The sequence below is a fragment of the Vibrio sp. Isolate24 genome (genome assembly GCF_022398215.1).
GTDB classification, from domain to species: Bacteria; Pseudomonadota; Gammaproteobacteria; order Enterobacterales; family Vibrionaceae; genus Vibrio; species Vibrio coralliilyticus_A.
In genome coordinates this window covers 832225-857708 of the sequence record NZ_JAKEUU010000002.1, presented here as the reverse complement: position 1 = coordinate 857708, position 25484 = coordinate 832225, and the positions used below count along the sequence as shown (strand labels likewise).

Here is a 25484-nt window from a genome sequence, read left to right as displayed (position 1 = left end):
ATCAATACGTCTTTAATACCTAGCTCTTATTTGATTCTGAAGTCTCATCACTTCAGAAGAATACTTACTATTTGTTGAGGTTTCCTTTCCGGCGCTAGGCAATCAACTTCGCCCAGTTTAGCCGCGTTATACTTGTTACTGGACAGACGAGGTCTATTCAGATACTCCCGTTTGACGTTGAGATAAACGGAAGTTGAGGTGTTATCTTTTAAATAATGCTGAATCAATTCTTTCATGTGGCTAGCGAGCAAGGGATCAGATTGAATAGCAATCAGCTCACTCTCGGTTTTTGGCGTGATATAAACCATCAAGTGGCTAAAGTGCGTCAAGCAAGTTTTTCCGATCAAAAAGCCTTGTCCAATACGACTGTTAAAATGTTCTTTTTGACCTAAGCGAGTCAATGAATCAGACGGAAGTTGTCTTCTCTCATGAGTCTTGGTTGACACTTTAACGTCGAATGGGAAGTAGTCATTGAGCATTTGGCTCAATGTGCTGAGATTCCTATGGCCTTGGCTCAACAGCATCGAATACTGAAAATACTTACCATGGTTATTTTTGAGTGTGGCAATGTGGTTCAGCAAGGCAGTTTTCTCGGGCTGAAGTTCATTCTGGACCACAAGCCAAGAGCCCGTTTCAAGCTGACCTACAATTTCGAAATAGCGCTGATTGAACACATCAAGGAAGTCTTTGAGCGCATGATCGTCATTGTGAAGTGCCGCAAGAAGTTCTTCATAGATATAGTTGGGTATAACGCCTTTCACGCCAGATAAAGCTTGCTTTGCTAGTCTTAGCTTTAATCGATTATTTTTTAGTGAAAAATACTGTATCTCACTGGCATCACCTGTTGGCATTGCCTCAGCTTTGAGTTCGAGTTTTACCCGATTCGGGTTTTGATTAACCCAGTGGGTTAATAACCTCATCGCTTGAGCGAAATCGTAGTGTTGTGGGTGTTGGGTTAAATCGTTAATCAATGACATACATATTCCTCAACTAGCGATTACATAGCTAGTTGGCTCCCATGGATTTTAGGGTAGCGTTTTGCAATGCCATCTCTACCGTAAATTCGAATGGATAATTGAATATACCGGTCAAAGCTACAAAACTGTTGGAAAAAGCGGTTAAGGACATCGCTAAATACGAGGAATCCGCTTTGTGTATCGAGTGTTAATTCAATTTCAGTGCCAGGAGAGAAGACGTTTTTACCCATAATTCGTATCGCAGAAACCTGAGACCGAATAGAAACGCTGTGAATGGTTTGAATCTCCTCCGCTGAGATTTGCTCTCTGCTGCAAAGCTGCAGCATCTGCTTTAGCTTTTCTGTTGGGTTATCAGAGTGCAGCAAGGAAGAAAAGTTACCATTCAACAAGCCAACAAATTGCCAGTGCAAGTTGAGGTTTTGTTCTCGTTCAATGGGAGCTGTCGGTGGATAAATCGCTTTAAAAGAACCGGGCAAATCTATGCTTTCCAAGCACTCCATATCACCATTAATACCGCACGCTTGTTTTCCATTGGTACACAGTAGGTGGGTACCATAGAGTTTGTTGAACTCTAAGTCATGGTTAGGTTTTAGGCTGATCGCAAGCTTAAACTGACCGTTGATATCCCGGGAGCTTTGCCAGTAATCGGCATTTGGGTTTGATTTGTAGCTGTCCCTAAATAGAGGGAGCAATGGTTTCTCACCTTGAGGCGTGATCTCGAACACTTCTTTTACTTCAACGACCTCAATGTCACTTTCACTGTGTGCGTCTGCATTGACAGGTATGCTGAGGCAGCGTTGATCATAATGGGTCGGTTCACCAGTTTGCTCAAATAGATTAACAGCTGGAACAATATCGAGCTTAAACACTTGATTATCAAATAGGCGCATGAATTCTGTTGGTATCGAATTCATAAATAGGTTTAATTTGATTTCCGCACATTCAAATTGCTTGATCGCTTGCCCAAAGTCCTTTAATCGGAAAAACTGACGCTTCTCTTTGAAAAAGAAAAATTCACTGATGAGCTGGAAGCCAGAGAACTGATTGCCTTTTTGAGGAAGAAATAAAAAATTGAGATCACTGATTCGGCTTTTCAGTTTTTCTGCCAATAAAACAACATGCTTTTCGCAGTCGCTATCAGAGATAGAAATGGCTTTAGTCTGACCCAAGAGCAGCTCGACAAGTGAGTCCGCATTATTTTCAAAACCTTGTACGAAAAGATCTAAATCTTGGTGATCCAGTTGAGAAAAATATTTATCTGGATCGCCCGTAGCGAGTGAAAGTTGGATAACCGCTGTTGATTGCTCGGTGCCAGAAGGACGATTAAACCTAAATGGTGCGCTGGATGCTGTTGTATCGGTTAAGGTGAATGGCGCTGTCTTGAGGTCATCTACCGTTGTAAACTGACAAAGTTTTCCTTTTGCTTCCGAAGTAAAATGCGCTCCTTTAGGAAGCAGTACTGACTCTGGAACATCCTCTTCTTGGGATAATTGCAAATAAGCAACGCTTGGGATGGTTTGAGTATAACTAGGGTAGAGTACGCCAAGTAAACCTTCTACAACTTCAGGAAGCTGTTCGGAAAGCTGCTTTTCTACAGTGGCATTTAGTAGAGCAACACCATCTAGCAACCGAGCAAGGCTGGGGTCTTCGATTTGGCCTTGATGGATATTAAGGCGCTCGGCATGTTCTGAATGCTGTTGACCAAATTGACCTAAAGCCCGTCTTACAAAAGTCAGTTCTTGCTCAAAGTAACGCATTAAAGGATCAGTCATAGCTATCCTCCGTCATTACAGTTGTCAGATCATTGAGTGAAATCTTAGAATCGAATACCAGATCTTGTTCCCCTTTAGACGTTTTAGCCTTGGCTATAATATTGAAAACTAATGCGTTTTCATTTTCTTTGCGTTCAAGTAACTCAACCATAATCTGAGTAAGTCGAGGCTCGAAATGTCGAATATAGCTTTCTAACCGTAATGCGAGTTGAGTTTGGTCCAAGCTGGCACTTAGAAGTTGTACATCTTCGATTCCAAAACGCAAATTAGAGCGTTGAAGCTCTGTGAATCGGTCATCAATATCGATTAGAGAGGACTCAGACTCAAGAAGCTTAGTTAGGTGGTACTTGATATCATCAATCTCTTCGCTTTGGCTTGAGCTCTTAGGGTCAATAAATGTTTTCCAAAAGCCCATCACGCAGCCTCATCCAGCTCAGTGGTCAAAACAACTTCGCCTGTAAAGTGATCATATTGATACTGAGGGACAATTCTCAGTGTACAGACAAAACTGCCGGGTTGATTATCCGATTCTGAAACACTTATTTTGGCAAAACTGAGTGGGTATTTAGCCAGCGTCTCTTCGTTTGCGTAGGTGACATTACTGGCAAACTTTTCAACCCACTGAGTTAAAAATAACTCACATTCCGCGGCAGTATTAAAGCTACCAAGCATTTCGCGAACTTGAACTTTTAAATAGTGGGCGACGCGGCAAGACATTAGGCAGGTTTGAATCTGAGTTAATATCTTTTCGTTGTCTGAAGTACCACTTTGCCAAATGGAGTTATTTCCATTGAAAAAGAATTTGTTGCTAAGTGGACTCTTAGTGAGAGGGATAAACCCATGTTGTGCATAAAAGGTAGATATTTGGCCAAAGAGCACAACACTTGTCTGAGGCTCTCGTAGAAACAGACTGTTCTGCTGTTCAATATTTACAACGGCACCCTGAGATTTATCGTTCCAGCGTGACTTGAGAAAGCCAAACCAGTTTACGCGATGGTACTCTCGCATTATGGTTGCTGCAAACGCAAAGTTCGCTCTACCCCACAGACCAGTTCCTACCTCGTTGTAGATAAAACCTGCCTTAGCGTTGCGATAGCAATGTCGCATACGTATCGAAGGCATCACAAAGCCAACAAACCGTGAGCTTTGCTTACTACGGAGTGATTGCCAAGCTTGGTAGTCTGGTCCTGTGAGAATTTTATCTATTCGATTGATGTCTGAAAGCCAATCGGCACCGGAATCGACAAAAAATTGCTCATCGGGTGAAAAGATCATTGGGCAAAGTGTTGACTCCCCAAGTTTACTGAGAAGCTCTACAGTGAAAAGATCATCATAGTCGGCATCAAAATCCATATCGATTGCAATTGGGTGTGTGTAAACTATACAACCAAATGGATGACCGCCTAGAGTATTTAATTCTTGATTACCGATTTTGTTGAACAGATTGGAAGCCTTGATATTGTAGGCTTGGTTAACGTCCGCAGACACTTCACTCCAGTCCATATCAAGGAGTTTTAGTTTAGTGCGTTGTTTGTTTACAGGTAATGTGGCGAGGCCTTGTAAACCTAGCCAACTGCTATGAAGGTGCTCAAAGTCTCTATCATGAAGGATTTCATCGAGCTGTTTTGACAGTGCATCATCTAAAAAAGCGACAAGTCGAGAAATGAAATTAACTAGTGACGGTTTATTTTCTAAGGCGCCTGGATTAGCTTCGGACAGCAAAAAGAGCGCGTCTCTTAGAAAGTCGCTTTTTTTGCTGTCTAAGGTGGTAAACCTTTGTTGCCAACCCGCATCAAAATTCAGTTTCATATTTTCCTTAGGTGGTAAATAACAGAAAGGAAGGCCGGATGGTTCCGGCCTTAGTTTTGGTTAACCTGGAATTTTAGCAACCATGCGTACTGAGGTTGTTAGCTCTTCCAGTTGTAGCCATGGGCGTAGGTGAGCGACAGCGGAATATGAACCAGGACGACCTGGTTGCTCAACCACTTCGATTCTAGATTCACAAAGCGGAGTTTTCGCACGTTGTTCGTTACCAATCGCACCAGCATTGGTGTATTGATCGATCCAAAGTTGAAGTTCACGTTGAATGTCTGGCGCTTCTAAATTTGAACCTAGCTTGTCACGTCCCATTACTTTCAAGTAGTGCGCGATGCGGCTACTTGCCATGATGTATGGAAGACGTGCAGAAATAGCAGCGTTAGCTGTTGCATCTGGATCAGTGTAAGTTTTTGGCTTCTGAGTTGTTTGACCACCAATAAATACACCGTAGTTCGAATTCTTATAATGAACGAGAGGCAGGAAGCCTAGATCGCTGAGTTCTTTTTCACGCTCATCAGTAAGGTTCACTTCTGTTGGACACTGTTGAACTAAGTCACCAGCTTCTGTTTTGTAAGTTAGGTTTGGTAGGTTTTCTACTTTACCACCGTTATCAAGACCACGGATAGAAGTACACCAGCCAGAAGCCGTGTATGCCTGAGTCATTTTCAAACCAAGGTCATAAGCGGCGTTAGACCATACTAGCTGATCATTACTTGATGGGTTTGGATTACCATCCATGTCTGTATCAAGCTCTTCGTAGTCAAATAGCTCTGTACCAAGACCTTTAGCACCATAAGGCAAACGGGCTAGGGTTCTTGGCAGAGTCAGCGTTACGTATCGAGCGTCGTCACTTTCACGGAATGCATTCCATGCGGCATAAGCAGGTGAGTCAAAACCAGCTGCAACAGGTTTACCTTCGTCAAAAGTAGTGAAGTCATTAAACTCAAACATTTGAGCGTTTGCTGCGGCTACAAATGGTGCATGACACGCAGCGGCAACTTCACCCATATAGCGAAGTAGAGCAACATCTTCGTCTTTAGCACTGAATTCGTAGTCACCGATGAATGTACCATAAGGCTCACCGCCTGCTGTACCAAATTCACCCTGATAAACAGCATTAAATAGAGGGCTACGGTCGATAGCTGGTGCATCCTCAAATTGGTCTAGCAGCTCCTCTTGTGAAAAGTCGACCATCTTGATTTTCAGATCGCGTCCAAGTTCGCTTTCCTTAACCAGTTTTTGTAATCCTCGCCATGAACCTTCGAGTTTTTGAAGCTCTTTCTGCTGCATAACTTCTGAAAGCTGCTTAGAAAGCTTCTTATCGATTTCAGAAATGGCATTCTCGATAGTTTTAGTAACGTTTTTATCCCACGTTACAGTACCTGAAAGCGCTTGTTCTGTAAGGACTGAAAACAGTTCTTTCGTTGTATCAGCTGGTGTCTGAGTGGTTGCCTCAATGGCTCGGTCAAGAAAACTTAACGAACCTTCTGCTGCTTCGGTTTGCGTTTGATTTTCAGCTTCTGTACTCATTATTCGCCTCCTTCCTTATTGACACCAAGCTCTTCCGACAGTGCATTGATTGTATCGGCACTTTGCAGAACTTCTTTCAGTAGCTTCTCTAGATCACGAGAGCGGTCTGCTTTTGAAAGTAGAACCTTAAGCTGATTGCGGGTTTCAACAAGTTTCTTTAGAGGTTCTACTTGCTCGACGATGGCTTCCGGTTCAAAGTCTTTCATCGAATTGAACTTCAAGTTTGCTTCAAACTGACTGTCATCGTCTGCAAGTACGTTATCGACTTTCAAAGACAACTCTGGACCCACGCGCTTCATCACAGTATCAAAGTTGTCTTTGTCAACGTTGTAGAAAGTACGATCTTCAACGTCTTCCTTGTCTTGTTTATGGCCAGAGTAGTCACCAATTACCCCAACCACAAATGGGAGTTCTTTGGTTTCTACAGCGCCATTAGTTTCCACATCGTAAGTAATACTTACGCGGTTTTTACTTACACGTTTGTGTTGGGAATTTAGTGCCACAATGGTTCTCCTTAACTAATTAAGCAGCAGTCGAAGTAACTTTTGCAGTGGTTGCATCAAAGCCTACTTCTGGACCTTTCTCGATCTTACCGCCTTCACCTTCGATGTAGTAAGCTTTCGAGATTTCAGTGTAAGTTAGAGAGAAAGATTCGTTTGGTAGAGTGCCGTCAGAACCAGCCATGTTGTAGCTAGACATACGAGCAGCTTTCAACGTTAGGATTAGATATGGATCTGCACCAGAACCTTCACGGTTAGGTTTAGTCATCACGATCTCAACTGTTTTACCTTCACCGCCAGGAGCGTAAAGGAAAGTCGTTAGGTGAGGTGTTGCGCCATCACAGCCACGAGTAATGTTGACTTCGCCTAGTGCCACCATACCTTGGTCTGCGTTGTTTGCATTACCTACATCGATACCTACACCACGTACTGCGTTCCAAGTAACGGTATCAATAGCAAAGAAGCCATCTTTACCACCGATCTTTTCTACTGTTGCCGCACCTTTAGGTGTAGTGCCATCAATTCTCATGAAAATAGAAGCCATGTTGATCTCCTTCGCTAATTAAGCATGTAGTGTATTTACCACTCGAAGTTACTAATACCGCTTTCAGGCTGAGTAGTGTTCGCTTCAGGTTGAGTATTTTGTTCGCTCGTTGTGACTGGCTCCGAAGGAGCGGAAGTCTGCGGAGACGGAACATGAGCACCTGCCTGTGCTAGCACAGATGCAGAGGATAAAGTTTGTGTTGAAGTCATTGGCCTATTGCTCAGATCTGTTTGAGCTAAGTTGTCCATACCCGATATTTGGTTGATATGGGCAATAACGCCGGAGTTACCCCCCGTCATTTCATTCAACAGTTCTGGCAAGCTCATGTAACCCCATCGAATCGCTCTTTCAAGTAGAAATGGAATAGGGCTATGAGGCTCTGTTTGTTGGAAAAACTCAGAAATCTTACGCAGCTCGTGAAAAGCTTGATCACGATTCGTTATTACGCCCGGCGCTATGTTAACTGGTTGTTCATCGGTAGCTTGAATTGCTTGCTGTACTTGGCTTTGTGCTGACGCTTGCTCAATAACTGTGTCTGAGGTTATTGACTCTGATTGAGGAGCTTCAATGCTATTGCTTGGCTGAGACATAGCATTAGTTTCAGAAGCTGGTTCATCGGCAGCTTGCTTGTATTCACTATCTAGTGGCCAACGTGTGAATTTATCCCCAACTAAATACTGGATAGCATTGATTAAGTCCGCAATGTTGGCTTTGACAAACTTAAAGCTAACCGGAGCGACACCAGCAGATTGGCATTCTTTTGCAATTCGCTTCTCTGCCTCATCAAAATTTTGATAGCTTTCAGAAAGAGCATTGAGCGTGTCTTCTACTTCTTTAGAAAATAGAGATTGAGCTCGGCCTTTTAGATCGGCGATGGTTCCCGCTCGTTCTGCACGTAGAAAATCACCAAAAGATAGCTCATCGATGAGGCCAATCATTTGCAGAGGCATGTACAGTGCTGTCGAATCTTGGCTTTCCCCAACTAACTGTAATAAAGGTTTGGTCCTAAATTCAATCAGCTCTTTAGTTTGACCTGCCTCCTCGCTGCTCTTTAGCTTTTCAATTGGAGGGTGAGGATTAAGAGTTGTCCAGAAAGATTCAACAAAGCCCACCAAAACCTTAGTGGAGCTGGCGAGATTTTCATAAGGTGCGGAAGTAAAGAGTTGGCTTGCAATGTACCAACCTAAGAATTCTGTATCTTTTGTTTGAGAAACGAGGGCATCAAATGTTGAAGTGCGCAACAAGTCCCAGTTGTTTTGATTGGCGTCGATTAAAGCTTCATCACTCGAGGCATCGGGCGTTTCAATCAGTTGACGGAATGATGATTGAGCCGTGTTGTAGTGATTTCTTAATGTACGGTAGGCACTACGATCTAACTTCAGGTATGTTCCTGATGGTTGCTCTTCTGATATAGGTTTCAATAATGCTTCAATATCAACCATACATTGCCCGTTGTTAGTTGTTCACAAAAAAGTTTATAAAAAGTGTTCTTGCTTATTATTAGTAAATAAAACTGCACCTTTCATAGTCTAGGCTTATTTTTTGAAAAGGCTCGTTCAAATTCATTATTTACCTTGAAAGGTGATCCGCTTCTAGAAAATTGGCCGGATGACGTATATTTTTTATCAATGTCTTGTTTTCTATGTGGTTTACAGGAAATAAAAGTGGTGGTTTTTTGTTCTTTTGGTGGCGTTTTTTTGAACCGTTTGGCATTTGTATTTCATCTCCCTGTAAGTCGAATGTTCTATTTGCGTGACGAAATGAAATGCTTCAGGAGATGTTTGCTAGTCAGAAGGGCATATTGAGCTGTCGTTTCGCAACAACAGCTCAAATTTAGCAGTTAGCTATCCGCCTATCAAAACGGTGGGCATACCTAATACGATACTGCCGCCGTGAGAGCTCGTATCTCCCATTCTGGCTGCTGGTTTACTCGTTAGCATAACAGTGGCACTTCCTTTGACTATTGAATCTGGTGTACCTACACAGACACATACATCACCAACGGTGGCTGCCGGCATACCACCAATCAAAACGGTTGGTGCTCCTGGGCCTGTGATGGGGCCGCCAACATGAGGGATTGGCGGAACGGCTGGGGTTTGCATTGGGCAAACGTGCATATCGGTTAGTCTTGCTGCTGGTAGCGTCATTTAAGCCCTCCGTTTCCTCCAGAAGCAATATCAAGTGCAACTTCAATTGCACTTTCATAATATTGTTCAGATTTATCCCACTCAGGCAGTGAAGCCGCATGATTGATAGCACCGCTGACCGCTTTTGCATAAAGAAATGGGTCAGGTAGCACTGCCGGTAGATCTGGAGCGACGATACTGCCAGAACCATTCCAAAAAACGGCTTGGGTTAGCCATGATGGGCCGCAATTGAGCTCTAAACGGTTTGCCAACAATTCTGCTCGTCTGCGCAGTTCTTCTGATGGGGAGAGAGCCCATTGCTTGACAGTATCAAGAGCCATTTTTTGAGCGTCGCTCCAGACATCATTTCTTGTAGATACGCAGCATAAGGCCCACCAGATGCTTTCTCGAACAGGAAGTGCATGCGCGAGGAACTGTACTAAATCATTGTATAAGCGAGCCTGTTGAAGTTTGCTTATCACTTGGTCTATCGGTAACTCTTCTCCAATGATTTCTTTTGCTTCATCAGAGGCTTGAAACCTTGGCAATATTTGAGTGCTGCTCTGGTAAGGGATTTTTTTATACATAGATTTAGTTCACTTTCACAATGGCGCCTTTCAACTCGCCTAATACGCCACCATCGAATGTACCTTTGAGGCCCGACTTAAATTCAGCGCTGAGCGAGCCTTCAGCACTTAATGTTGTACTGGCTTTCATAGCGATGCTAAGCCCTTTAATACTGTTTGAACTTGTTGCTTCAAGTGCTGTAGTCGTACCGGATATCTTATTCGCAGAGGTTGCCTTGCTGGTGACATTCGTCCCTTCCAGATTTAGAGCACTACTTGCTTTGATATCAATGTTGGTCGCCTCAATGGAAATTGAGGATGAGGAGATTGAAATTTTACTAGAACCCACCTTGAGATCGATAGAGTCATCTGCTTCAAGTGTGATTGATTTCGCTGAGCCACTCATCGCTTTAGTGACATTGAGCGTGTAGTTGTCTTCAGTGGCTATTGTCATAGCTTTGGTTACAGACTGACTAAGTTCACCTTTCACCGTTTCGGTATGATTATTTTCGACTTCTTGTGTAATGTCTTTGGCAGCATGAATATATACCAGCTCGTTGTCTTTCTTATCGTCGAAGTAGAGCTCGTTGGTTTGGCCAGTTAGTTTAGTTTTAATCCCCGTCTTGGTCGTATTCGCTTCTTTGTAAGGAGGGGCATTTTTGCTGTTATAGACGCTTCCTGTGATAATCGGCTGATCTGGATCGCCATCAATGAAGGAAACCAAAACTTCTTGCCCAACTCGTGGGATAAACTGTGTTCCATAACCGCTTCCAGCCATCATTTGTGCTACACGTACATAGCAACTAGTTTTGTCACCGCTAGCCTCGGTGTCCCAGTGGAACTGAATACGTACTCGGCCTTGTTCATCTTGATTTATCTCGCCAGCGGTTGAGCCCGCTACTGTCGCACTTTGCAAGCCATTGACGACTTGTTTAGATCTAGGTTTCGGATAGGTTGGCGTAGCTTTCGGTATAAGTTTAACTTCCGTTGCACAACGGACATCATCAGAATAATGTGTGGATGTACTAACGACGGAAAAATCACCGAGCTGAGATTTGTCTAGGTGACTGGATAGAGAAAACCAAGTCGCGATTTCGAACATATCGTGTTCTGCGTGAGCAATGATAGATTGGTAGTCTTGCTCAATTTGCTCAATACGGCGCTTTGCTAAATTACTAGAAAGATCCGTCATATCTCCACTAATACCTAGCTCAGGGTAGTGAACAGAAGCAAGTTTAGTATTGTTCGCGATAGTGTTACTGCTGGTTTTCGCTTTACTTGTGACCAACTTAGATTGCGAATAGTCGTAGGCTGTGAGTTCGACACTTGCGCCGTGGAAGGACATCACAGGAGACCACGACTTAATTAGAGGTAAGCTGCCAGAAGGGGTCTCCTGCATATCGAATTTGGCGACGTCGGCTTTGTCGAAAGGAGACTGAGCATCTTGAATGACCATTGTATGGTCGCCGGACTCATGCTCGAAATAGTAGTGCAGCCCTTCTTCGGCAAGTAATCGTGTAACAAAGTCAAAATCAGATTCGTTATATTGCAAGCAGTATTCTCGTTTGGTCGACGGTAAGCTTGAAAGCTTATATTTGCCTTTAAATCCTGCGTTATCAAAGATGTCACTAATGATGTCTTTTGTTGACTGAGTTTGATAAACACGAAAAGAGTGCGTGTGTGTGAGTAGCCAAAACCATGGTCGAAGAGTGATTCGGTACTGCATGAACTGCAGGTTGGCATCCAATCCCATTTGCTCGATACGAGCGACAATACCGTTAAAAGAGCGCTGCAGTGTATTACTGCCAGATTCATTGGAATATCGGTTAATCGTCAACAGCTGGCCTAGTTGATCTTTAACGCTGAAATTAGAAGAGACAAGAGTCGCGGTAATCTCAAAAGGAGTAGACAAAGATTGAGTTACAGTAAACTCGCTTACCGTATGCTCTTGATTCTTATAGTCCTTTGCTGAAATTAAGCTAGCCGACGCTGAATACTTATCAGCCATATATTATCCTTGAAATGATGAGTCTGTATGAAAAAAGACCTTAAAAATTATACTGATACATAAGGTATAATTTGTTGGATTTATAAAAAGTAGCAGTAAACTAAGCGTAAATAAATCCTACCACTGCTTATATAAGATGCTTTGCGACTAAAATGGCTGAATGTGTGAGCCGCTTTCTGAATTCCCAAGTTTTATCGACTGTCCACAACGAGTAGTTTTGCATTTTGATAGGAGAAGTGCATACCTTCCAACTCATTAGGGTGAGCTAGAATTGAGTCAACCGAGGGGAGTACTACAAAGAAGATGAGTGGATCTGGGTGAAGGTGCACCCAGCGCAAGCTTGACTCTGACTTTTTGTAGACCTTCATATTTACAGTGAGTACAAGGTTGTCTTCTGCAAGCTGGCTGTACTTAAATCGACCTAATTCGTGAACCGCCCCCCATAGAGAGGTTAGGGGGCGTTCATATGTGCTCTTCAGGAACAACTCTAACTGTAAGGTATCCTCGTTGTCATGCAATGTGGTGCTCAACCTTTGAGTCAGCCTCAAGCCATCTTCAAATGGGAGATAATGAAGATTATTGTCGACAATTTGAGAGGAAAACGGACAAAGCTGAACAGAATCTGAAGGCTGCTGGCTTGCATACAGCTCACAGGTGAACTGCTTAATGATGAATTCCAGTCCGTCATGGAAACGTGAGTTCTGAATATCGCTAAGGAGAATAGTGGAACTATTAAGTATTTCGGCGAAGATTTTGTGCGCATTATTGTTGACGGCAGCGCGGTCAGCGACCTGAACATAATGGTTGGATTTAATTGCGGTTTTAAGGATGTTGTTTGATTCTATTACCCTAATGTCTTCATCGGAATAGACAGCATCTCTTAGAGTTGGATAGTAAGGCTCTCTTTCTGGTGCCGAAAAGAATGAGCAGGCCGTCAATCCAAGGCCTAGCACTATACCTATAGATATCTTCGTGAGTGAATTCAGCATCCTTGCCATTGATTCCCATGGTTTCTTCTACATAAAAGATACTAATGCTGCGAGTGAGCTAAGTCATTGTTCTCATTTTATTCTTGCTAATAGACTTCACAAACTATGATGAGAACCCTTCTGTTTATTGTTTCAAATTCAGATGTGCTTACCCGTTTTCGTAATACCTTAGTCTAAATTGTCGACAATAATCTTGATTATCGACAGTTTCATCGGCTATTTTATAATCATTGCACAGAGATTGTTGACAGATTTAAGTCGAAAACACGAGTGGGCGACATATGAATGATGAATTAATGACTCGTATGAAAAGTATAACGGCTGAAAAAGAGCATACTAAGTCTGAAAACCTGACTTCGATACTGATTGAGGCGATTGTTGAGGGGCAATTAGCTCCCGGAAGTAAGATCTCCGAACCTGAGTTGGCGAAACGATTTGAGGTAAGCCGAGGTCCACTGCGAGAAGCCATCATGCGACTTGAGGGACTGGGATTGATTGAGCGCATTCCTCATGTGGGGGCACGAGTGATTGCTTTCTCGCCTGAAAAGCTGGTTGAAATCTATGCGGTTAGAGAGGCTTTAGAGGGTATGGCTGCGCGCTTGGCAGCACGCTATATCTCTCAGGAAGAGCTGTTGAGTTTGGAGCTATTGCTTGCCAAGCACTCAAAGCACATCGATGAAGTTGCAGGCGCTTCTTACTTTCATCAGGAAGGCGATTTTGATTTTCACTATCGCATTATTCAGGCGAGTCGCAATAGTAAGTTGATCGCGCTCTTATGTGATGAGCTGTATCACTTGCTGCGTATGTATCGATACCAATCGCCGCGGGCTCAATCCAGACCAAAAGAAGCGCTGAACGAACACAAATTTATCCTTCAGGCGATTCGTAATCGTGATGAAGAGTTGGCCGAAATGTTGATGAGAAGACATATCTCAGGCAGCAGACGGTTAATAGAGCAACAAATTTTACTTGCTGAAAATGACTAGAAGGAAACTGTCATGAGTTTATCTCCAGGGGCGAAATTCAGAGCCGCCGTAGAGCAAAATGATCCTTTGCAGATTGTCGGTACGATTAACCCATACTGCGCCATGATGGCGAAAAACATAGGCCACCAAGCGATCTATTTATCAGGTGGCGGCATTGCCAACGCATCTTACGGTCTCCCTGATTTGGGAATTACGACCCTCAATGACGTCTTGGTCGATGTTGACCGCATTACTAACGCATGTGATCTGCCTTTATTGGTGGATATCGACACTGGTTTTGGTGGCGCATTCAATATTGGTCGCACGATCAAAGCGATGGAAAAGGCCGGTGCTGCCGCTGTTCATATGGAAGACCAAGTTGCCCAAAAACGTTGTGGCCACAGACCAAACAAAGCCATTGTCAGTCAACAGGAAATGGTTGATCGAGTTAAAGCTGCGGTAGATGCGCGTAATAACGAAAGTTTCGTCATCATGGCTCGTACTGATGCGCTCGCAGTTGAAGGAATGGATAGCGCCATTGAACGAGCGATTGCCTGTGTCGAAGCTGGCGCGGACATGATCTTCCCAGAGGCAATGAACAAATTAGAGCAGTATTCACAGTTCTCTGAAGCGCTAAAGCAAGCGACCGGAAAACACGTGCCTATATTGGCGAATATTACCGAATTTGGCCAAACGCCGTTGTACGGTGGTGAAGAGTTAGCCAAATCAAATGTAGATATGGTGCTGTATCCATTGAGTGCTTTCAGAGCGATGAATAAAGCCGCAGAAATGGTGTACGCCCACCTGTTGAAAGAGGGAAATCAAGAGGCGCTGCTTGATTCGATGCAAACACGTAAAGAGCTCTATGCACACCTCAAGTACCATGATTACGAAGACAAATTAGATCAGCTGTTTTCAGAAGGAAAATAGCCAACAGAAACAAACGGAAGCCTAAGAAAAGTATCGGAAAACTTTTAATTCAATAACGTGAAACTTGTCCGAACAGAAAATGCTCCATTCAGAGGGCAGAGCGGACAGAAAAGGAGTTCAACATGCCTACTAAAGAGATAGGTGGTGCAGGCCTACGAGGTCAAAGCGCCGGAAGCACTGCATTATGCACCGTCGGTAAAACAGGTACAGGTCTGACGTATCGAGGTTACGATATCACTGATTTAGCTAATAACGCGCAGTTTGAAGAAGTAGCCCATCTACTGTTACGTGGTCACTTACCGACGCAGCAGGAGCTGGATGCATACAAAACGCGTCTGATTGGCTTACGCGGCTTACCTGCTGAGCTAAAGCAAGCGTTAGAACTGGTTCCAGCAAGCGCTCACCCAATGGATGTGATGCGAACAGGTTCCTCGGTTCTTGGCAACCTTGAACAGGAAATGGATTTTTCTGAGCAACAAGATGCGACGGAACGAATGTTGGCGCTATTCCCAGCAATCATTTGTTACTGGTACCGCTTCAGTCATGATGGCGTTCGAATTGATACCGAAGATCAGTCTCAAGATTGTATTGGTGGCTATTTTCTTAAAATGCTCACGGACAAAGATCCGAGTGAACTGCATAAGCAGGTCATGCATTGCTCGCTGATTCTCTATGCTGAGCATGAGTTTAACGCCTCGACGTTTGCGGCTCGTGTGTGTGCCTCGACGCTGTCGGATATCCATTCTTGTATTACGGCTGCCATTGGTACTTTGCGTGGTCCACTCCATGGCGGGGCAAACGAAGCTGCGATGGAAATGATCGAAAACTGGCAGACGCCTGATGAGGCAGAAACCAACATCATGCAGATGCTAGCCAATAAAGACAAAATTATGGGCTTTGGCCATGCTATCTATCGTGAAAGTGACCCTCGAAATGCATTAATCAAACGTTGGTCGAAAGAGCTTTCAGATAAAGTGGGTGATACGCACCTTTATGCGGTCTCTGAGCGAGTCGAGTCGGTGATGAAACGTGAAAAGGGACTGTTCTGTAATGCAGATTTCTTCCACGCTTCGGCGTACCACTTCATGGACATTCCAACCAAGTTGTTTACACCTATCTTCGTCATGAGCCGTCTGACTGGCTGGGCTGCGCACGTTTATGAGCAACGTGCCAACAACCGCATTATTCGCCCAAGTGCGGATTACACAGGTCCTGAGCATCAGGATTGGGTTCCTATCGAAAAGAGGTAACACCCAGTTACCCAAGAGCCTCCTTGCCAGCTTGTAGGGAGGCTCGGATACCCGAATATTATCTGAATGGAAGCAATGATATGAGTAGTACAGTGAATTCAAAATATCGTAAGTCGCTTCCGGGATCTGATCTTGATTTTTTCGATGCCCGAGAAGCAGTCAATGATATTACGCCAGGAGCTTATGAGACTCTCCCTTACACGTCGCGAGTTCTTGCTGAACAATTAGTGCGACGGTGTGATCCTGAGTCTCTAACAGCCTCTCTTAAACAACTAATTGATCGCAAACGCGATTTAGACTTTCCTTGGTACCCAGCACGCGTGGTTTGTCACGATATTTTGGGGCAAACCGCTTTAGTTGATTTAGCCGGTTTACGTGATGCAATTGCAGACCAAGGAGGCGACCCCGCTAAAGTGAACCCTGTGGTAGAAACCCAGCTGATCGTCGACCACTCTCTGGCGGTGGAGCATGCGGGTTTTGAATCTGATGCGTTCGAGAAAAACCGAGCGATCGAAGAGCGTCGGAATGAAGACCGTTTTCACTTTATCGAGTGGTGTAAAACGGCATTCGAAAACGTCAGCGTTATTCCTGCAGGTAACGGCATTATGCACCAGATTAATCTGGAAAAAATGTCACCTGTAGTGCAAGCCAAGCAAGGTATTGCTTATCCAGACACCTGTGTTGGAACTGACAGTCATACCCCGCATGTAGACGCGTTAGGTGTTATCGCCATTGGTGTTGGCGGGCTTGAAGCTGAAACGGTAATGTTAGGCCGACCATCAATGATGCGCCTACCGGATATTGTGGGTGTCAAGCTCACTGGTAAACGCCAGCCCGGTATTACGGCAACGGATATCGTTTTGGCAATCACTGAGTTCTTACGCAATGAGCGTGTTGTCTCATCGTACCTTGAGTTCTTCGGTGAAGGTGCCAGTGACCTAACGATTGGTGATCGTGCAACCATTTCCAATATGACGCCTGAATACGGTGCGACAGCAGGCATGTTCTACATTGATGAACAAACGCTTACCTACCTTAAATTGACGGGCCGAGACGACCAACAAGTTGAACTGGTTGAGAACTACGCCAAGCAAACAGGCCTTTGGGCAGATGATTTAGATACGGCGCAATACGAACGAGTGCTTGAGTTTGATTTGTCTGCAGTGACACGCAATATGGCCGGCCCTTCGAATCCACATCGCCGCTTACCAACGTCAGAGCTAGCTTCACAGGGTATTGCAGGCCAGTGGCAAGAGAATGAAGGTCAACTGCCCGATGGTGCGGTGATCATTGCTGCGATCACCTCCTGTACTAACACCAGTAACCCAAGAAACGTGGTCGCCGCAGGTTTGGTTGCCAAGAAAGCCAACCAATTAGGTCTTGTGCGTAAGCCATGGGTGAAGTCGTCTTTCGCTCCGGGGTCAAAAGTTGCTAAGTTGTATCTTGAAGAAGCAGGTTTGCTTGAAGAGATGGAAAAACTTGGCTTTGGCATCGTCGCGTATGCGTGTACGACATGTAACGGGATGAGTGGGGCGTTAGACCCTGAGATTCAGCAAGAAATCATTGACCGAGATTTATATTCGACGGCTATACTTTCTGGTAATCGCAACTTCGACGGGCGTATCCATCCTTACGCGAAACAAGCATTTTTGGCGTCACCGCCCTTGGTCGTTGCTTATGCGTTGGCAGGGACGATTCGCTTCGATATCGAGCGAGATCCTCTGGGTACAGACTCTGAGGGCAAGCCTATCTACCTCAATGACCTCTGGCCAACTGACGAAGAAATTGACGCGGTAGTGGGTAAGTACGTTAGACCTGAGCAGTTTAATCAAGTTTATATTCAAATGTTTAAGCTTGATGATGAACAAAGCAACAGCAATCCTTTGTATGACTGGCGGCCTCAAAGTACATACATTCGCAGACCTCCTTATTGGGAAGGCGCATTGGCGGGTGAAAGAACACTGTCCGCAATGAGGCCTCTAGCAATACTTGGTGACAACATTACAACCGACCATTTGTCTCCCTCTAACGCTATTCTTGCATCCAGCGCTGCAGGTGAGTACCTAGCGAAAATGGGAGTTCCTGAAGAAGACTTCAACTCCTACGCGACTCACCGAGGAGATCACCTTACCGCGCAGCGTGCAACCTTTGCGAATCCTAAGTTATTTAACGAAATGGTGAGAGACGAAGGCGAAGTTGTTCAGGGGTCTCTGGCTCGTATTGAGCCTGAAGGAAAGGTCACGCGTATGTGGGAAGCTATCGAAACCTACATGAACCGAAAACAACCCCTTATTGTTGTTGCAGGAGCCGATTATGGTCAGGGCTCATCTCGTGACTGGGCGGCAAAAGGCGTTCGCTTGGCAGGCGTCGAAGCTATTGTTGCCGAAGGTTTTGAGCGTATCCACAGGACCAATCTCGTTGGAATGGGCGTGCTACCTTTGCAGTTTAAAGAGGGAGTCAACCGTAAATCATTAATGCTTGATGGCACAGAACTTTATGATGTCGTCGGAGATATTAAACCGGGTACGGATCTCGCCTTGGTGATTACTCGTAAAAATGGCGAAAAACTCGACGTTTCGGTTACTTGCCGCCTTGATACCGCCGACGAAGTCTCTGTTTACAACGCGGGTGGTGTATTGCAACGCTTCGCTCAAGATTTTCTGGCTCAGTAAGGAGTGATTATGAATAACATTAGACCGAGCCAGATAAAAGTCGCTGCGACCTATATGCGAGGCGGTACGAGTAAAGGTGTGTTCTTTAATCTATCTGATTTACCCGAGGTGGCGCAAAAACCGGGAAAGGCCCGAGACGCGTTGTTGCTAAGAGTCATTGGTAGCCCAGATCCCTATGCCAAACAAATCGACGGTATGGGAGGGGCGACTTCGAGTACAAGCAAAACCGTTATTGTTTCACCGAGCAGTCAGCCAGAGCACGATGTAGATTACCTATTTGGGCAAGTTTCCATTGATAAGCCTTTTGTTGATTGGAGCGGAAATTGCGGAAACCTATCGGCAGCGGTTGGCCCATTCGCGATTCATGCTGGGCTAATCCCTGCAGAGCGTATCCCGGAAAATGGTGTGGTTGCTGTGAGAGTGTGGCAGGCCAATATTGGAAAAACGATTGTCATCCACGTGCCTATCCGCAATGGACTTGTTCAAGAAACTGGAGACTTTGAGCTAGACGGGGTGACTTTTCCTGCGGCTGAAATTCAAGTGGATTTCATGCACCCTGCTGCGGGTGATGGAAGTATGTTCCCAACGGGAAATTTAGTCGATGATCTTGAAGTACCTGAGGTTGGTACATTTAACGCTACTTTGATTAATGCTGGTATCCCAACAATTTTTATTGATGCCGATGCCCTTGGTTACTCCGGCACTGAGCTTCAACAAGATATCAATAGTGACGAGTTAGCATTAGCACGATTTGAAAAAATCCGAGCTTATGGCGCACTAAAAATGGGGCTTATTGATAAGGTCGAAGAAGCGGAGTCCCGCCAACATACCCCTAAGGTGGCTTTTGTTAGCAAAGCGAAGAGCTATCAAGCCTCAAGCGGAAAACAGATTGATTATAATGACGTTGATTTGCTGGTGAGAGCTTTATCTATGGGCCAGTTACATCACGCAATGATGGGAACAGCCGCAGTTGCCATTGCTTCAGCTTCTTGTGTGCCGGGGACATTAGTCAATTTGGCCGCTGGAGGCGGTGATAAGCATTCAGTGACTTTTGGGCATCCGTCCGGAACGCTAAAAGTAGGCGCTAGGGCCACTCAGTCAAACCAAGGCTGGGTAGTAGAAAAAGCCGCAATGAGCCGAAGCGCTCGTATTTTGATGGAGGGCTTTGTGCGTGTTCCCTCCAATGTCTTTGAAGAATAAATCTCGTCGGTAACAAACCCGATGTAAGTAATGTCAGGACATACTGGAGGAAGCATTATGTCTGCATATCAGAAAGAATACCTTTGGGCACAGGAAAACCCACAGCAATTTTGGAAAGCGCAAGCCGAGCAATTGGCCTGGTTTGAGCAACCTAAGACCATTTTGCAGAAGGATGAAAACGGTATTGAACGTTGGTTCCCTGATGGTGTGCTTAACACTTGTTGGCTTGCACTCGATTACCACTGTGAACAAGGAAGAGGGGAGACAACAGCACTGATCTATGACTCTCCTGTCACCGGTAGCAAGCAAAAGTACACATACAAAGAGCTTAGGGATAAGGTCGCCAAGATCGCAGGGATGCTAGCAGAGCAAGGGGTGGAGAAAGGCGATCGAGTTGTTATCTACATGCCAATGATTCCAGAAGCCGCAATGGCGATGTTGGCATGTGCACGTTTAGGGGCCATTCACTCTGTGGTATTTGGAGGCTTTGCCCCAAACGAGCTTGCAGTACGGATAGAAGATGCTGAGCCAAAAGTTATCATGACCGCGTCTTGTGGTATCGAGATCAATAAAGTCATCCCTTATAAACCTATGGTTGATAAAGCAGTGATGGATAGCCGCTGGAAACCTGAAAAGGTTTTGGTATTACAACGCTCACAGTGTGAGGCTGAATTAAGCCAGGCGCGAGACGTGGATTGGATGCAGGCGTACAACAACGCTTTACCTCACGCGTGCGTACCGGTTCTGGCGACTGATCCTCTCTACATTCTTTACACCTCGGGAACAACCGGAAAACCGAAAGGAGTCGTGCGTGACAACGGAGGCCACGCTGTCGCGATGAAGTACTCAATGAGTGCCATTTACAACGTTCCTCTGGATGGAGTTTATTGGGCTGCTTCTGATGTGGGCTGGGTAGTCGGGCATTCTTACATTGTCTATGCGCCGCTCATTCATGGTTGCACAACGATTTTGTTTGAAGGCAAGCCTGTGAGAACGCCAAACCCAGGCGCCTTTTGGCGCGTGTGTGAAGAGTATAAGGTCGATGTATTGTTCTCTGCGCCAACTGCTTTCCGTGCCATCAAGAAAGAAGACCCAGAAGGTGAGCACCTCAAGCAATATGACCTGTCGAATCTAAAAACCATCTTTATGGCGGGGGAACGTTTAGACCCTCCAACCTTGGAGTGGGTAGAAAGTAAAACCGACAAACCAGTTGTGGACCACTGGTGGCAAACGGAAACAGGCTGGGCAATTGCGGGTAACCCAACGGGGATTGAGTTGATGCCTGTTAAAGCAGGTTCAGCGACTAAACCGATCCCCGGTTATCAGGTTGAAATATTGGATGAACTAGGTGAGCCTGTCGCGCCGAATAAACAAGGTTTTGTTGCGTTGAAACGCCCATTGCCACCTAGCTGTTTGCCTACCGTGTGGCGTAACCATGACAGATTTGAGTCGGGATATTTGAGCCAGTTCCCAGGCTACTATGTGTCAGGTGATGGTGGTTACCTAGACGAAGATGGCTATTTATTTATTATGGGCCGTATCGATGATGTGATTAATGTCGCCGGACATCGATTGTCGACCGGTGAAATGGAAGAAATTGTTGGTGGCCATCCTGCTATCGCGGAATGTGCGGTTGTTGGTGTGCATGATGACTTAAAAGGGCAGTTACCATTAGGATTTGTGGTCCTAAAAGACGGCGTCAAAGTCGATGACTTGCAGCTTGAAGGTGAGCTTGTGGGTAAGGTACGCGATGAAATAGGCGCAGTTGCCTGCTTTAAGCACGCACTCGTCGTTGAGCGTCTACCGAAAACACGTTCGGGCAAAATACTTCGCAAGACCATTCGACAAATAGCCGATGGTGAAAAGTATACTGTTCCTTCAACCATCGATGATCCGACGAGTCTAGAGGAAATTCAGAAAGCCCTCGAATCATAGTTGAGACGGCGTTCCATAATCACTAATTGGCCCCTTCTTTAAGGGGCTTTTTTGTTGATAAATTTTTATGTTCGACTCACACTGTGGTTTTATTTGCGACATCAAAATAAATATGCACAAATTAGAAATTAGAGTCGCTCAAGCGCAGGACTTAGAATCGCTCAATGACATGATGTTCAGGCTGCACGACGAACATCATCAGCAATGCTCTGAACACTTTAAAACTGCGGAAGATATAGAGCAGGAAAAGAGTATCGCCCGATACTTAGATGACCCAGAATGTATTGTACTAATTGCTTTTGAAGAACAACGGATTGTTGGTTTTGTATCCGGCCATTTTTGCGAACTGATTTCCAGCGTGAGTAAACCCGTACAAATGGGCAGTATCGATGAACTTTATGTCCTTCCAGAGTGTCGTAAGTCGGGTATTGCAAAACAATTATGCAAGTCGATTGAACAGCGTTTTGATGACTATGGCGTAAAACAGATCTTTGTTGAAGTGTGGAATTTCAACAGCAATGCGCTGGATTTTTATAAAGAACTGGGTTTCGAACATCACATCCATTGGCTCCGCAAACCAGTGGGTTAAACAAGAAGTAATAAATGACCATTTTTAAGCAGTTGGATCGAGTGTTTCTGTTTTTTACACTCACATTTTTCTCATCTTTGCTTTTCGCTGAGCAAAAACAGCTAGAAATAGAAGGTGCCGCCTGTGTCATCAGAGCAGATGATAAGCTGGTGCTTGTTAATGAAATTTTGACTGGCAAGTCATGGTTGCCTGCAGGCAATGTGAAACGAGGCGAAAAGCCAGAATCAGCCGCACAGCGCGAAACTTGGGAAGAAACCGGGCTGGTTGTGTCAATCAATAAAGTTCTGGGTCAGAGAAACAACACGATTTATTACGATTGTATCTCTGATTCTGAAATTGTGGCGTTTCACATTGATGATTCATTTGATGCACACCAGTTACCAATATGGTTTGCACCGCATTATGGCGTTGAAATTGCGTCGGCAATGTTAATTTCGCCAGAGATGATCAATGCTCAGGAATATCGATTCCCAGAACAACTCAAACGGATTGCAGGGTATTTTGAGCAAGCAACTCCTCAACCTGTTCGATATGTGGATAACTTGGTTGAATCTGCGCCTACATTTAATCAAATGGAGTTGGCTTGGTTAAATGAGTTCCGTTTGTTGCTAGATAAGCTACCAACTCATGCCGAAGCCATTATTGAAGAGTTGTTTAAGTTAAGCCTTCAACTTAATCATCCCATTATTCTGTTGGTTCTCTTCCCTTATCTTTATTGGCGGTTTGGGCGAGATTTTAGCTATAAAGTGTTTTTCGCCGTAACAATTACGTCATTGATTGTTTTACTTGCGAAACAGGGATTTCAACTCCCTCCACCACAGGTCTATCTTGCGAACAAGGCTTTGCCACAATTCTCAGGTTACAGTTTACCGAGTTTACCGTTTGCAGTATGGATGTGCGTGATCATCTTACTACTCAATAAAATGAGGGAAAATGGGGCAGACTATCTTGCAGGTACCAGCGTGGGATTGATGACTTGGCTAGCTATTTCTAGTTTTTACACTGGGACGCACTTTATCGTCGATATGCTAAGTGGTTTGTTGATTGGTGGTTTGTGTGCCTGGCATCTGATCCGTTTAGATAACAAACGTGATGTAGAGTTAATGACATTGATACAGTCGAAAGCACTTTGGTTTGTGTTGATTGCTGCTGGCTTGGTGATGGTCTCTGTGTGGCCAATTCCGGTATTTGGTATTTGGTTAGGGATAATCGGCACGGCGTTAGGTGTGATTTACACAGCTGACGAAAATGAAAAGAAAATCACAGCAGAACTGATTATTCCAATTACTATCTCTATGGTCGCGATATATTGGTTGTTTGAGTACAGTGAAGTGTTTGTTTCTAGAAGTAGCGTTTTGTCATTCGGATTAGACGCCGTTCGCTACCCAGTGCTTATGATTCTGTTCGTAGTCAGCGTTAGGAAATTTGCAAAAGCTGCCTAATGGCAGCTTTTATTGCTAACGCATAAGTATCATTGATTCAGTACATACTGCTCGATGACCAATGCAACGCCGTCATCATTATTGCTGGTGGTAATGTAATCAGCAATCGCTTTGGTTTGTTCCATCGCATTTTCCATTGCGACTCCAAGCCCCGCATAGCGAATCATATGGTGATCGTTTTCCGCGTCTCCCATACAAATCACTTCGTCAGCGTGGATACCAAGGTAGTCTGCAATCGCTTTGACCCCCACGCCCTTATTACTCTCAAGGTTGAGAAATTCTAGAAAGAACGGGGCGCTTTGTACAATGGTGAATTCCTGATGAAGTACATCTGGAATGGCTTTCGCTGCTTGCGTCAGTTTTGATGGTTCACCGACGATCATGGCTTTGATGATAGGGTGGTCGTCCTCCAATGAATCGAACGCCATTTCCGTAATCGGCACTTGGTTAATGTCCGATTCCAAGGTAGTAAACTCGTTATTCTCGGGTGTAATTAAGCCGTGCTCAGTACTGAATGCATGACAGTACAATCCTAGCTCTTTAGCGAGTTTCGCCACTTGTTTCGCACGTCGACCATCAATGTAGGCTTGATGAATGACTTTTCCAGAGCCAATTTCTTTCACTGTACTTCCGTTGTAGAACACCACAAATTCATTGTGTCCGTCTATGCCTAGTTCTGTCAGTTTCTCTTGCATACCTGCAAGAGGGCGGCCTGAAGCAAGAACGATTTTGACTCCCTGAGCTCGCGCTTTTTCTATGGCGGTTTTTGTTCTTTCTGAAATGGACTTGTCGCTGGTTAGCAAGGTGCCATCCATATCCAAAGCAATCAGCTTGTACATATACTTACCTAAAAGTTTTAAAGTTATCACTAAAGAAAGAAGCAGATTAAATGAGTGAATCGGAATGATCAATTTCTGATTTAGTTGACCTTCGCAGTGCAGTCATTTATGGTCTCGTTCCTGCTAAATATTGATGATGAGTTAGGCTGAGACAAAGTTGTACAAATTAAACGAAATGTTCGAAACCATTCAGGGCGAAGGTGTCTTTACAGGCGTTCCTTCGGTGTTTGTTCGTCTGCAGATATGCCCGGTAGGATGTGCTTGGTGTGATACGAAACAAACCTGGGATGCGACACCTCAAGACGAACGACCATTAGCGGAAGTGCTCGCGAAAACGGAAGACTCACCAACATGGTGTAGTGTGTCTGGAGATGACATTATCGAGCAGTATCGTCAACAAGGTTATCAGGCTAAGCATATTGTTATTACTGGCGGCGAACCATGCATCTACGACTTGCGTCCGTTGACAGAAGCATTCGAAGCGATTGGATGTCGTTGCCAAATTGAAACCAGTGGCACATCACCAGTTTTAGCAAGTGAAAGTACCTGGGTGACAGTGTCACCAAAAGTAGCCATGAAAGGTAAACTGCCCGTTCTGGATTGTGCTTTGCTCCGAGCAAATGAGATTAAACATCCAGTAGCGACCGATAAAGACATTGAGCAACTCGATGCTTTGATTGAGCGCGCAGGCGTGCCTGAAAGCACGACTATTGCTTTACAGCCGATCAGTCAGAAACCACGCGCCACTCAGCTATGTATTGATACTTGTATTGCGCGTAACTGGAGACTCTCTATCCAGACACACAAGTATCTAAGTATTGCGTAAGGGAAA

Annotated in this window: 22 protein-coding genes; 9 read left to right on the top strand and 13 right to left on the bottom strand. The window is 44.7% G+C overall.

Annotated features, from left to right (window positions below):
- Window positions 1-47: 47 nt before the first annotated feature.
- The 12 genes from L1D23_RS12130 to L1D23_RS12075 form a co-directional block, all read right to left on the bottom strand.
- Entirely contained in the window at window positions 48-977 is a 930-nt protein-coding gene (locus tag L1D23_RS12130; protein WP_239866596.1) for a type VI secretion system baseplate subunit TssG, read from the bottom strand.
- A gap of 20 nt (window positions 978-997) precedes the next feature.
- Window positions 998-2749, bottom strand: a complete 1752-nt coding sequence (tssF, locus tag L1D23_RS12125) for a type VI secretion system baseplate subunit TssF (protein WP_239866595.1) — start codon at window positions 2747-2749, stop codon at window positions 998-1000.
- On the bottom strand, window positions 2742-3164 hold the full coding sequence (gene tssE / locus L1D23_RS12120) for a type VI secretion system baseplate subunit TssE (protein WP_239866594.1): 423 nt from the start codon (window positions 3162-3164) through the stop codon (window positions 2742-2744). The genes tssF and tssE overlap by 8 nt, the downstream gene beginning before the upstream one ends.
- The gene (locus tag L1D23_RS12115) at window positions 3164-4558 is read right to left on the bottom strand and encodes a type VI secretion system contractile sheath large subunit (protein ID WP_239866593.1); all 1395 of its coding nucleotides are present in this window, start codon (window positions 4556-4558) and stop codon (window positions 3164-3166) included. Before L1D23_RS12115 ends, tssE begins: the two co-directional genes overlap by 1 nt.
- 60 nt (window positions 4559-4618) lie before the next feature.
- The gene (tssC, locus tag L1D23_RS12110) at window positions 4619-6097 is read right to left on the bottom strand and encodes a type VI secretion system contractile sheath large subunit (RefSeq protein ID WP_239836467.1); all 1479 of its coding nucleotides are present in this window, start codon (window positions 6095-6097) and stop codon (window positions 4619-4621) included.
- A complete protein-coding gene (gene tssB, locus L1D23_RS12105) occupies window positions 6097-6600 on the bottom strand; it encodes a type VI secretion system contractile sheath small subunit (RefSeq protein WP_239836466.1) in 504 nt (167 codons plus the stop codon). Before tssB ends, tssC begins: the two co-directional genes overlap by 1 nt.
- A 19-nt stretch (window positions 6601-6619) precedes the next feature.
- On the bottom strand, window positions 6620-7141 hold the full coding sequence (locus L1D23_RS12100) for a type VI secretion system tube protein Hcp (RefSeq protein ID WP_239836465.1): 522 nt from the start codon (window positions 7139-7141) through the stop codon (window positions 6620-6622).
- Window positions 7142-7176: 35 nt separating this feature from the next.
- On the bottom strand, window positions 7177-8583 hold the full coding sequence (locus tag L1D23_RS12095; RefSeq protein WP_239866592.1) for a type VI secretion system ImpA family N-terminal domain-containing protein: 1407 nt from the start codon (window positions 8581-8583) through the stop codon (window positions 7177-7179).
- 402 nt (window positions 8584-8985) lie between these two features.
- The gene (locus L1D23_RS12090) at window positions 8986-9288 is read right to left on the bottom strand and encodes a PAAR domain-containing protein (protein ID WP_239866591.1); all 303 of its coding nucleotides are present in this window, start codon (window positions 9286-9288) and stop codon (window positions 8986-8988) included.
- Window positions 9285-9854 carry a hypothetical protein gene (locus L1D23_RS12085; RefSeq protein WP_239866590.1) on the bottom strand — a complete coding sequence of 190 codons (570 nt, stop codon included), beginning with the start codon at window positions 9852-9854 and terminating at the stop codon, window positions 9285-9287. Before L1D23_RS12085 ends, L1D23_RS12090 begins: the two co-directional genes overlap by 4 nt.
- Before the next feature lie 4 nt (window positions 9855-9858).
- Window positions 9859-11841 (bottom strand): type VI secretion system tip protein TssI/VgrG, encoded by a 1983-nt coding sequence (gene tssI, locus L1D23_RS12080; RefSeq protein WP_239866589.1) that lies wholly within the window; start codon window positions 11839-11841, stop codon window positions 9859-9861.
- Window positions 11842-12032: 191 nt separating this feature from the next.
- The gene (locus L1D23_RS12075) at window positions 12033-12830 is read right to left on the bottom strand and encodes a hypothetical protein (protein ID WP_239866587.1); all 798 of its coding nucleotides are present in this window, start codon (window positions 12828-12830) and stop codon (window positions 12033-12035) included.
- A 281-nt stretch (window positions 12831-13111) separates the two neighbouring features.
- Between L1D23_RS12075 and L1D23_RS12070 the strand changes: the two genes are divergently transcribed.
- From L1D23_RS12070 to L1D23_RS12035, 8 genes are all read left to right on the top strand, one after another.
- Window positions 13112-13816, top strand: a complete 705-nt coding sequence (locus L1D23_RS12070; RefSeq protein WP_239866584.1) for a GntR family transcriptional regulator — start codon at window positions 13112-13114, stop codon at window positions 13814-13816.
- Between the two features lie 12 nt (window positions 13817-13828).
- Window positions 13829-14725 (top strand): methylisocitrate lyase, encoded by an 897-nt coding sequence (gene prpB, locus L1D23_RS12065; RefSeq protein ID WP_239866582.1) that lies wholly within the window; start codon window positions 13829-13831, stop codon window positions 14723-14725.
- Window positions 14726-14847: 122 nt separating this feature from the next.
- Window positions 14848-15975, top strand: coding sequence for a 2-methylcitrate synthase (gene prpC, locus L1D23_RS12060; RefSeq protein ID WP_239866580.1), 1128 nt, complete (start codon window positions 14848-14850; stop codon window positions 15973-15975).
- A gap of 80 nt (window positions 15976-16055) precedes the next feature.
- Window positions 16056-18647: a Fe/S-dependent 2-methylisocitrate dehydratase AcnD gene (gene acnD / locus L1D23_RS12055; RefSeq protein WP_239866578.1), complete on the top strand. Its 2592-nt coding sequence runs from the start codon at window positions 16056-16058 to the stop codon at window positions 18645-18647.
- Window positions 18648-18656: 9 nt separating this feature from the next.
- Window positions 18657-19847 carry a 2-methylaconitate cis-trans isomerase PrpF gene (prpF, locus tag L1D23_RS12050; RefSeq protein WP_239866576.1) on the top strand — a complete coding sequence of 397 codons (1191 nt, stop codon included), beginning with the start codon at window positions 18657-18659 and terminating at the stop codon, window positions 19845-19847.
- A 57-nt stretch (window positions 19848-19904) separates the two neighbouring features.
- Window positions 19905-21782, top strand: a complete 1878-nt coding sequence (locus L1D23_RS12045) for a propionyl-CoA synthetase (RefSeq protein ID WP_239866573.1) — start codon at window positions 19905-19907, stop codon at window positions 21780-21782.
- Between the two features lie 112 nt (window positions 21783-21894).
- The gene (locus L1D23_RS12040; protein ID WP_031343311.1) at window positions 21895-22371 is read left to right on the top strand and encodes a GNAT family N-acetyltransferase; all 477 of its coding nucleotides are present in this window, start codon (window positions 21895-21897) and stop codon (window positions 22369-22371) included.
- A gap of 14 nt (window positions 22372-22385) precedes the next feature.
- On the top strand, window positions 22386-23813 hold the full coding sequence (locus L1D23_RS12035) for a bifunctional NUDIX hydrolase/phosphatase PAP2 family protein (RefSeq protein ID WP_239866572.1): 1428 nt from the start codon (window positions 22386-22388) through the stop codon (window positions 23811-23813).
- A gap of 29 nt (window positions 23814-23842) precedes the next feature.
- Here the strand turns inward: L1D23_RS12035 and L1D23_RS12030 are convergent, their stop codons facing one another.
- A complete protein-coding gene (locus L1D23_RS12030) occupies window positions 23843-24652 on the bottom strand; it encodes a Cof-type HAD-IIB family hydrolase (protein WP_038158838.1) in 810 nt (269 codons plus the stop codon).
- A 175-nt stretch (window positions 24653-24827) separates the two neighbouring features.
- Here L1D23_RS12030 and queE point away from each other — a divergent pair, with 175 nt between their 5' ends.
- Window positions 24828-25478 (top strand): 7-carboxy-7-deazaguanine synthase QueE, encoded by a 651-nt coding sequence (queE, locus tag L1D23_RS12025; protein ID WP_239866784.1) that lies wholly within the window; start codon window positions 24828-24830, stop codon window positions 25476-25478.
- Window positions 25479-25484: the final 6 nt, after the last annotated feature.

Coding starts and splice junctions, on each gene's coding strand:
- L1D23_RS12130 (WP_239866596.1), bottom strand. CDS start 977: ATGTCATTGATTAACGATTTAACCCAACACCCACAACACTACGATTTC.
- L1D23_RS12040 (WP_031343311.1), top strand. CDS start 21,895: ATGCACAAATTAGAAATTAGAGTCGCTCAAGCGCAGGACTTAGAATCG.
- L1D23_RS12095 (WP_239866592.1), bottom strand. CDS start 8,583: ATGGTTGATATTGAAGCATTATTGAAACCTATATCAGAAGAGCAACCA.
- L1D23_RS12100 (WP_239836465.1), bottom strand. CDS start 7,141: ATGGCTTCTATTTTCATGAGAATTGATGGCACTACACCTAAAGGTGCG.
- prpC (WP_239866580.1), top strand. CDS start 14,848: ATGCCTACTAAAGAGATAGGTGGTGCAGGCCTACGAGGTCAAAGCGCC.
- acnD (WP_239866578.1), top strand. CDS start 16,056: ATGAGTAGTACAGTGAATTCAAAATATCGTAAGTCGCTTCCGGGATCT.
- tssF (WP_239866595.1), bottom strand. CDS start 2,749: ATGACTGATCCTTTAATGCGTTACTTTGAGCAAGAACTGACTTTTGTA.
- tssC (WP_239836467.1), bottom strand. CDS start 6,097: ATGAGTACAGAAGCTGAAAATCAAACGCAAACCGAAGCAGCAGAAGGT.
- tssI (WP_239866589.1), bottom strand. CDS start 11,841: ATGGCTGATAAGTATTCAGCGTCGGCTAGCTTAATTTCAGCAAAGGAC.
- prpB (WP_239866582.1), top strand. CDS start 13,829: ATGAGTTTATCTCCAGGGGCGAAATTCAGAGCCGCCGTAGAGCAAAAT.
- L1D23_RS12085 (WP_239866590.1), bottom strand. CDS start 9,854: ATGTATAAAAAAATCCCTTACCAGAGCAGCACTCAAATATTGCCAAGG.
- L1D23_RS12115 (WP_239866593.1), bottom strand. CDS start 4,558: ATGAAACTGAATTTTGATGCGGGTTGGCAACAAAGGTTTACCACCTTA.
- L1D23_RS12075 (WP_239866587.1), bottom strand. CDS start 12,830: ATGCTGAATTCACTCACGAAGATATCTATAGGTATAGTGCTAGGCCTT.
- L1D23_RS12035 (WP_239866572.1), top strand. CDS start 22,386: ATGACCATTTTTAAGCAGTTGGATCGAGTGTTTCTGTTTTTTACACTC.
- tssE (WP_239866594.1), bottom strand. CDS start 3,164: ATGGGCTTTTGGAAAACATTTATTGACCCTAAGAGCTCAAGCCAAAGC.
- queE (WP_239866784.1), top strand. CDS start 24,828: ATGTTCGAAACCATTCAGGGCGAAGGTGTCTTTACAGGCGTTCCTTCG.
- L1D23_RS12070 (WP_239866584.1), top strand. CDS start 13,112: ATGAATGATGAATTAATGACTCGTATGAAAAGTATAACGGCTGAAAAA.
- L1D23_RS12030 (WP_038158838.1), bottom strand. CDS start 24,652: ATGTACAAGCTGATTGCTTTGGATATGGATGGCACCTTGCTAACCAGC.
- L1D23_RS12045 (WP_239866573.1), top strand. CDS start 19,905: ATGTCTGCATATCAGAAAGAATACCTTTGGGCACAGGAAAACCCACAG.
- L1D23_RS12090 (WP_239866591.1), bottom strand. CDS start 9,288: ATGACGCTACCAGCAGCAAGACTAACCGATATGCACGTTTGCCCAATG.
- prpF (WP_239866576.1), top strand. CDS start 18,657: ATGAATAACATTAGACCGAGCCAGATAAAAGTCGCTGCGACCTATATG.